The sequence below is a fragment of the Rhodopseudomonas sp. BR0C11 genome, assembly GCF_010820945.1.
Taxonomy (GTDB): domain Bacteria; phylum Pseudomonadota; class Alphaproteobacteria; order Rhizobiales; family Xanthobacteraceae; genus Rhodopseudomonas; species Rhodopseudomonas palustris_H.
The window spans coordinates 1-4,555 of record NZ_QTKI01000392.1 but is presented as its reverse complement, the minus strand read 5'-3'; the positions used below and the strand labels follow the sequence as shown (position 1 = coordinate 4,555).

Genomic DNA, 4,555 nt, shown 5'->3' with positions numbered 1-4,555 from the left:
AAAGTGGGGTATTCGAAAGCCCTCGCCGGGCGGCAAGCCCCACCCGGCCCCCGCGCTCGTAGCTCAGCTGGATAGAGCATCGGATTTCGATTCCGAGGGTCGGAGGTTCGAATCCTTCCGAGCGCGCCATTGCAGCGGTTCAGAAAAGCCCTTGTTTCAGTGACTTTTTGCAGATCACCTTGCTGGTCGAGGTGTCCATATGAAGAGAACGCAAGGGGATCGTAGCGGGTCCTAGACGCCCGAAGCGAACGGAAAGTCCCGAAAAAAGTCCCGGAGTTTTGTTCACGTCGCGTTCGCAGCGGAGATCATCAAGATGACTGGCTACGAGCCCGCGAAAGCAGCGGCGGTGAAGTTGCACAACCGGCGCAGCGCCTCACCATCCGCGAGACCCTGAGATGAAGTTGACGAAGGCGCGGTGATTTGCCGGCATCGCTTCAAGGCGCATGCACGATGCCATAAAGCCCGCGGGATTCCCCGAGGCGCAGCCGAACCGGCGGGCCGCTAAGCGAGACCAGTCTTACACAAGAGCAACAAGACTGGGTCCACTTGGAACTACACCTCGCGTTTCGGGACGAGCGCCTCCTCATCGCCCGCTTTGTCATTTCACTGCTGCAGGATCTTCACACCAGCCTGTTCCCGAGCCGCTCCGGCAGCGTCGGGCGGGATGTCGATGTGGTGCTCGTGGCGTGTTGCGTTACGATCGGGCACGCGGAAAACCGCCCGATGAATGCCAGCAAGGTGGCGCACGTCCTCGGCATGCCACGGATGACGGCCGCCAGGCGCCTCGGCGAGCTGACCGAGGCCGGTGCGATCACCCGGCGCGGCCGGGACTATTTCGTGTCGGAAGAACGGATGAAGCAGCTCACGCTGATGGAGCTGCGGCGGATCGCCACCCGGCTAAGGAAGGCCGCCGACGCGCTGGACCGCACTCAGGCGCGCTGACCTGTCCGTTCGGACAGGCCGGAACTGCCCAATTTGGGCAGTCGTCTTGTTGAAACACCACGCGAACACGGCCCACAATTCCACCGTTTGTGAGTATGTGGAGTGCAATTGCCGTGTCTTACCATTTCCAGGGGCTGCTCGAGACCGACGCCCGCATCATCGCGGAAGACGACACCTACGCCGTGATTGCGTGGCGCGTGAAGAAATCCGCCATCGCCCGCAACCTGCCCTTCCTCGCCGCGCTCGGAGATCTCGCGCCGGCACCGGCGCCGAGCATCGAGCCGCTGCGCCAGCGCTGATCAGGTCACGCTCTTGAACGGCGAAAACGCCACTTCGAACGGTCCGCGCCACAGCGTTTGCGGCGCGGCGCCGGGCAGCGTGACGCGCAGATAGTCTTCGTGCTGGCCGGCGGCGATCGTTCCCGTGGCACCGGGCGAGAGCACGATCTCGAACTTTCCGGCCGGCGCATCGGTGATGGTGATGCCATCACCGACCACCGCGCGTGCCAGGGTGACGGCCTTGTTGTTGACCAGCGCCCACTCGATCGCCGCGCCGGTCAGATCCATTACCTGGCCGTCGCTGCGGAGCGCGGTGCCGATCACCTTCCAGCCGTCGCCCTGGGGCATGTCGTTCACTCTCGGATGCAGCTTGCTCATCACCCTTGCCCTCGCAATGAGACGGGCCCGCGGGCCTGCCCCGTGAGATCGGCCGGCGCAGCCGCGCGGCCGATCAGCGCCGCCGGCGACGCCGCCTGCCCGACGACAAACCGCCGCGCGATCCAGATCTGCCGCAGCTCCGGCGTGCCGAGCACCGGGCTTCCGACGATCAGCGGCAGCGCCTGAAGCGTGATCCATGTTGGGATCGCGGGACGGCCGAGATCCGGCGCACCGGTCACGATGCCCAGCGCGGCGAGGATGTGGATCTGCCGCAGCAGCGAATCGTCCAACACCGGGCCCGATGTCGACAGATCCGCCGCCGCCAAAGCATGCACCTGCCGCAGCACCGCAGAGCCGAGCGCCGGCAACGAAACGCTGATGCCCGCCGCGGCCAGAGCGTGCGCCTGGCGCAGCACCGGCGTCCCGAGGCTCGGAGACCCGACCACGAGCCCCGACGCCACCAGCGCGTGCGCCTGGGCGAGCGCGGGGCCGCCCAGCGCAGGAGACGCGGTCGCGATTCCGATGGCGGTCAGCGCATGGCGCTGCTGCAGCGCTGGGCTGCCCAGCACTGGGCTGCTCACCGTCAGCGCGGAGGCCGTCAGCGACGCGACCGAGCCGAGCGCCGGTGCGCCGAGCACAGGGCTCGACACCGTCAGGCCCGCAGCACCCAGCACGTGCCGCTGCGCCAGCGCCGGCGAGCCGAGCACCGGGCTGCCGACCGTCAGCGCGGTCGCGATCAGCCCGCCCTGCCCCGCCAGCGTCGGCGTGCCGAGATCCGGCGATGCCACGGCCAGCGACACCGCCGCGAGGGCATGCCGCTGTGCGAGCGTTGGGCTACCGAGCACCGGGCTCGAGACGGTCAGCGCGGCCGCAGCCAGGCTATGGGCCTGACCGACGGCCGGGGCGCCGAGAACGGGCGAACTGACCGCCAGCGACGCCGCCGCCAAACCGTGGACCTGGGCCAGGACCGGAGTGCCGAGCGCAGGCGATGACACCGCAACGGACGCGGCGGCAAGGCCGTGGATCTGGCCGAGCGCAGGCGATCCCAACACCGGCGAGTCGACGGCGATCGAGCTGGCCGACAGAGCCGTGACAACCGCAGCCGCAGGCGTCCCGAGAACCGGAGACGAGACCGCGATCGACACCGCCGAAAGCACATGCGCCTGGGCCATCGCCGGCGCGCCGAGAACAGGACTCGCCGCGGCAAGCGAAGCGGCGGTCAGCGCATGCTTTTGAGCGAGGGTCGGAGTTCCGAGGACCGGCGAGCCAACCGCCAGCGAGGTTGCGGTGAGTGACGTGCCACCGCCTGCCGCCGCATCGAAAGCGAAGGCAACCACGCTATTAGCCGTTGAGTAACCGATTGTCCGGCCGGTGATCGCACCGCCGCCATTCTCGAACTTAGCTGCACCCCAATCGTTTGCGGCGTCGCGCCCGAGACTCGTAGCACCCGTCCAAGTACCGGCCGTACCGCCATCACCTTCATGCGCTAAAACGGCACCGCCAGATCCGACGTTGAGCGATCCTGACGTCGCATTGACGTTGAAACTTGAGGAAGGGATTGCGCTCGCCGCACCAGACAAAGACGCCGCGTAGAAAAACACCGCATACTGAGCATTAACCGCAAAGTTCAGGACGATATCCGCGCTCGTCCCAATCGGAACGATGGCTGAGATGCACGAAATACCTGTCGTCGTACTACCCGACACATTCGCGCCGACACCGCCAATCGTGGCAGAAGACGGAACGATGCCGTTGAAAGAAGCGTCGTAGCCGAGCACAAACGCCACAACGACGCGGTCCGTTGCCGCCGCCCCTATCCCGACGCTGGAGAATATTGCAGAGGTCACGCCGGGCGTGAGAAGGCGAAACGTGCTGTCGGTCAGCGTCGCGGTGACGCTTCCACCACCACCGCCTCCAGTGCTGGTTTCCGTGATCTCGACCACCAGCGACACCCAGCCCGAGGCCGTGCCGGTGACGCTGACATTGGTCGACGACCAGCTCGACACGCCGCCATTGGTGTCGAACGCATCGGCTTCGGCGGTCGCGTCGACGCCGCCGTTGATGAAGGTCATCCCGCTTGGCGGGGTTTCGGCGGTGACGTTGGTCGAGCGGTGCCCGATCCCGGCATGCACCCACGACGCCCCGCTGGTGTCGGTGAGCGTCAGCGCCGGATAGTTCAGTGTATTGGTGGTTCCGGCGTTGCTGGCCGAAGCACCGATGCCGATCGTGCCGTCAGCACGATAGACCGTCACGACGATCCGCGACGCATTGGTCCAGGTGCCGACCGTCTCGGACGACGACGTCGCGATCCGGTAAGCCTGCCGCGCCGAGCAGGATGTTCCAGCCTTAGTCTGGATATTCGTATAGGCTGGCGAACTCACGAGCGACGGCGCAGCCGTATTGCCGTTGCGAAAAGCCCCCCCCAGGAACAGGTCGCCGGCTTGGTGGGCCGGCATGGTGGCCGTGTTGGTGCCGACCGCCGACCCGATCGGGTTGATCGCCATCGTTCAGCCGCCGTTCTCAGCCGACAGCAATTGCGGTGATTTCAGCCGTCTGATTGTCGGTGTTGACGACAATCCGGTCAGAGCGCTGGCCGAAGTCAGCTGGATAGGTGCCCGAATCCCACAACTGGAATTCGAAGCCGGCCAGTTCGATCGTCGATTGGATTCCGGTTGCCAGCGTGGCCTGACACGTCATCGTATCGGTATCCCAGTTCTTCCCAACCTTGTCCTGCAGGCTGGCGGCGAGATCCGCTGCGGTTGTCATTGATCACGGTCCTTCTGATTACTGGTTCGGGATACGAACGTCGAAGCTGGCGAGCGTGAAGGCGTTGCCGCTGGTCACGCTCTGCGAAGCCGACAGCGAGCCGTTCGCGAGCAGGCGCGAATTGGCGCTATCCACTGCTGCCCATTTTGCCGCGGTGCCGGTTCCCCCCCCCGGTCCGTCCGTGGCCCCCC

5 protein-coding genes and 1 tRNA gene are annotated in these 4,555 nt (G+C 66.1%); 3 read left to right on the top strand and 3 right to left on the bottom strand.

Annotation, left to right across the window (positions count from 1 at the left end; all coding sequences use genetic code 11):
- Positions 1 to 52: 52 nt before the first annotated feature.
- From DYI24_RS21880 to DYI24_RS21870, 3 genes are all read left to right on the top strand, one after another.
- A tRNA-Arg gene (locus DYI24_RS21880) sits at positions 53 to 129 on the top strand.
- 417 nt (positions 130 to 546) lie between these two features.
- Positions 547 to 942: a hypothetical protein gene (locus DYI24_RS21875; protein WP_164573828.1), complete on the top strand. Its 396-nt coding sequence runs from the start codon at positions 547 to 549 to the stop codon at positions 940 to 942.
- 113 nt (positions 943 to 1,055) lie between these two features.
- Positions 1,056 to 1,241: a hypothetical protein gene (locus tag DYI24_RS21870; RefSeq protein ID WP_164573827.1), complete on the top strand. Its 186-nt coding sequence runs from the start codon at positions 1,056 to 1,058 to the stop codon at positions 1,239 to 1,241.
- Here the strand turns inward: DYI24_RS21870 and DYI24_RS21865 are convergent, their stop codons facing one another.
- The 3 genes from DYI24_RS21865 to DYI24_RS21855 are packed head-to-tail and all read right to left on the bottom strand — an operon-like array spanning position 1,242 to position 4,364.
- On the bottom strand, positions 1,242 to 1,598 hold the full coding sequence (locus DYI24_RS21865; protein WP_164573826.1) for a hypothetical protein: 357 nt from the start codon (positions 1,596 to 1,598) through the stop codon (positions 1,242 to 1,244). It lies immediately after the preceding gene.
- Complete coding sequence (locus DYI24_RS21860; protein ID WP_164573825.1) at positions 1,598 to 4,102, bottom strand: hypothetical protein; 2,505 nt, start codon at positions 4,100 to 4,102, stop codon at positions 1,598 to 1,600. Before DYI24_RS21860 ends, DYI24_RS21865 begins: the two co-directional genes overlap by 1 nt.
- A gap of 16 nt (positions 4,103 to 4,118) precedes the next feature.
- The gene (locus DYI24_RS21855) at positions 4,119 to 4,364 is read right to left on the bottom strand and encodes a hypothetical protein (protein WP_164573824.1); all 246 of its coding nucleotides are present in this window, start codon (positions 4,362 to 4,364) and stop codon (positions 4,119 to 4,121) included.
- Between the last annotated feature and the right edge of the window lie 191 nt (positions 4,365 to 4,555).